We start from the raw sequence: 687 nt of genomic DNA, 5'->3' as shown, positions 1-687 counted from the left end.
GCCAGTGCCAGCGTGTCGACAACAAGGCCATTGTCGATGACGGGGTGACCCAGCCGGCCGAACTCGACGTTGAGGAAGCCGATGTCGAACGTCGCGTTGTGGGCGACCAGCTTGGCGCCGTCGGTGAAGGCCAGCCACTCCTCGACGATTTCGGCAAAGGTCGGCTTGCCCGCGAGGTCCGCCGCGCTGATGCCGTGCACGGCCTGCGCCTCGGCGTGGATCGCGCGCCCTTGAGGGTTGATATAGTGGTGGAAGGTCTTTCCGGTCGGGAAGCGGTTGACCAGCTCGACGCCGCCCAACTCGATCACGCGGTCGTCGCGCGAATCGAGGCCGGTGGTTTCCGTGTCGAAGATGATCTCACGCATCGAATCAGGTGCTCCAAAGGAGCAGAATCATGAGACCGGAACAAAATGGCAATGGCCAATGCTGACGACCTGCCGCATGTCCCCGAAAATCGGTACCGATTTTCGGAAAGGACATGCGCAAAATCAAAGTGCTACAGCGTCCTTTGCGCGTCCAAACGGACGCGCGGCGCTGTAGTGTCAGGAGCCTGCCTTACCGGACTTATCCCCGGAGAGTTCGGCGATGATGGCTTTGACCGCCACCCGCGCGGCGTCCAGCCCCTGGCCGGTGTCTACGACAAAATCGGCCTGGCGGCGCTTTTCCACGTCCGGCACCTGTTTGGCC

1 protein-coding gene and 1 pseudogene are annotated in these 687 nt (G+C 62.3%); both read right to left on the bottom strand.

Translation table 11 applies throughout. The features are described from left to right. The coding region (locus tag EN935_RS38980; protein ID WP_281040422.1) for an exonuclease domain-containing protein at positions 1–365 on the bottom strand (365 nt) is incomplete at its 3' end. Between the two features lie 177 nt (positions 366–542). Then, positions 543–687: pseudogene (locus EN935_RS42630) on the bottom strand (dephospho-CoA kinase); the annotation flags it as partial.

This window comes from Mesorhizobium sp. M7D.F.Ca.US.004.03.1.1 (assembly GCF_003998635.1).
GTDB lineage: Bacteria > Pseudomonadota > Alphaproteobacteria > Rhizobiales > Rhizobiaceae > Mesorhizobium > Mesorhizobium loti.
This window is presented reverse-complemented; position numbering and strand designations above follow the sequence as displayed.